This window comes from Neobacillus cucumis (assembly GCF_023715505.1).
Genome location: NZ_JAMBOH010000073.1, coordinates 1 through 2,653, shown reverse-complemented (window position 1 = coordinate 2,653; position 2,653 = coordinate 1). Strand labels below are relative to the sequence as shown.

The 2,653-nt window shown below is 38.7% G+C and carries 1 protein-coding gene; it reads left to right on the top strand.

The genetic code is table 11. The features are described from left to right. Positions 1-715: 715 nt before the first annotated feature. Complete coding sequence (gene ltrA, locus M3226_RS31210) at positions 716-2,512, top strand: group II intron reverse transcriptase/maturase (protein WP_251573377.1); 1,797 nt, start codon at positions 716-718, stop codon at positions 2,510-2,512. Positions 2,513-2,653 lie beyond the last annotated feature (141 nt).

The window sequence follows — 2,653 nt, the reverse complement described above, 5'->3', positions numbered from 1 at the left end:
CTAACGGGTGCGCGCGACAAGTTCTGTTATAAGCGTTTAGCGCGTGAAATACAGGAAGTTCATTCTTGAACTTCAACTTTACAACGGAAGATAGGAATGAAGGAACCATGTTTCCTGAAACTATCTCATCAATACTCCTGCATGCGTCTTGACTGACAGGTCACGGGGTGTGAAGCACAGGTAGAGTCGGTTGAACAAAGGCTAAAGCCGTTCCTTTGGAAAAGGTATGCCTAAGGATAGACCGCATGGCTGAAAAACTAGAAATGGTGAGAATAGTTCAACTGGCAAAGAACTGACGAACTTCCGAAGGTAAGGGTCTAAAGTTAGAACATAAGGAAACTTATGTCCCTTCTTACGAAGGGGTGAGTGGTGTAAAGTAAAAATGCATCCTATGAAATACACTATATCGAACAATGGCGGTATCCAGCTCACAGGCTTAAAGGAAACACCTACGTTTAGAATGGATAGCTACGTTGTAAGGTACTTGGAAAGCAAGGAACGTTGAAACAAAGGCTGTCACCTTTAACGGCTGCTATAAGACATAAGTCGAAATGCATTTATCCTTGTGAGGGTAGGGGTACGACCGAGGAACATCTTGTAATGAGATGGGAGGAACAGCCCCAAGTCTAACTATACATAAAGATTATTTTCCAAAAGTTAATTGCACCGATCGGGTAAGAACGTGGGAACACCACCTCGAAGAGGAGATGCCACAGTGCAAACGATAAGGTATTGGGACTACTACGACATGACCAAGACTTTTTCTGAGTTATATACCAAATCGTCTAAAAGGGAATCATTCTATTATTTGTACGATGTTATAACTTCACGAAAAAACATCTTGTTGGCTTATCGTACCATTAAGTCCAACAAAGGCTCAAAGACTCCAGGAACAGACAAGAAAACAATTGACGATATTAAAAAACTATCTGACGACCAAATAGTAACGGAAATCCAAAACAGGTTAAGAAACTATCAACCTAAAAAAGTAAGAAGGAAACTTATCGAAAAAGATAACGGTAAGTGGAGACCACTTGGGATTCCATGTATCATAGACAGATTGATTCAACAATGCTTTAAGCAAGTTCTTGAACCTATTATGGAAGCTAGATTCTACAAACATAGTTACGGTTTTAGACCTCTTCGGTCAACTCATCATGCGATGGCAAGAGTACAATTTTTGATTAACCAAGCCTCTTTTCATTACGTTATGGATATTGATATTATGGGGTTCTTCGATAATATTAACCACAGCTTATTGATTAAACAACTATGGAATATAGGTATTAGAGACAGAAAAGTTCTAGCCTGTATTTCTAAAATGCTAAAGGCAGAAATTGATGGAGAAGGTAGACCTACAAAGGGAACACCGCAAGGTGGACTCCTATCTCCATTATTATCAAATATTGTACTAAATGACCTAGACCAATGGGTGGCAAACCAATGGGAAACCTTCCCCTTGAAAAAAACATACAAAACCCCTGAAGGGGAAAGATATGCGAAAAAGCGAACCAATCTGAAAGAAGGGTACCTCGTCCGCTATGCGGACGATTTTAAAATTCTCTGTCGAGATTGGAAAACCGCACAGAAGTGGTATCATGCCGTAAAGTCTTATCTAAAAGAACGCTTGAAACTAGATATATCACCAGAAAAATCCCAGATAATTAATCTGAGAAAAAGAGAATCTGAGTTTCTAGGCTTCACGATTCGGGCTAATATAAAAGGAAAGAAAAGAGTAGCACATACAGGCATTAAATCGAATAAATGCCGAAAAATGAAAACAGAGATAAAGCGATATATTCGAAAAATCAAATCATCTCCAACTACTCAAAATGCACTTCTTTTCAACAGCTTTGTCTTAGGGATTCATAACTATTTTAGTCGTGCAACACACGTCAACATTGAGTTCTCACGTCTTGCCTACGATGTGCGCACTTTCATATATAACAGTCTTAAGTCGGTTGGGAAGTATGAACACCCTCTTAACCCGCCACCAACATACAAAAAGTTTTATGAATCGGGTTATAGGACGTTCAAAGTAGCAAATGTATATCTTTTTCCTATTGCAGATGTGAAAACGAAAAATGCAATGAACTTCAGTCAGTATTTGACCCCATTTACTGCCGAAGGTAGGCGATTTATACACAAGCAATTACAATCGGATATTCAATTCCAAATTTCCTTACTGATGAAGTCAACACTTCCATCACGGAGTGTAGAATACATGGATAATCGAATTAGTCGATACAGTATGAAAATGGGACAATGCGAAATCACGGGAGTCTTTCTCCAAGCTAACGAAGTCCATTGCCACCACTACATTCCTGTTCACCTTGGCGGTGATGATTCTTTCAATAATCTAAGAATTATCCATAAAGATGTACACATAGCAATTCATCAGACAAACCAAATGGAAATTAAGGAACGCTTAATGGAATTTAAAAATGACATCTCAATATTAAATAAACTAAACAAATACCGCGAAAAATGCGGTTTGGACCCCATTAAGTAGACTAAATATCTTGAGTAACATGGAACTTATAATTTACCAATGTATAGATAGATGGAACGCGGAATGATGGGAAACTATCACGTTCCGTGTGGAGCAGGGGAAAAGCTGGAGATAACTTCAAATGCTTACCTATTGCGAACA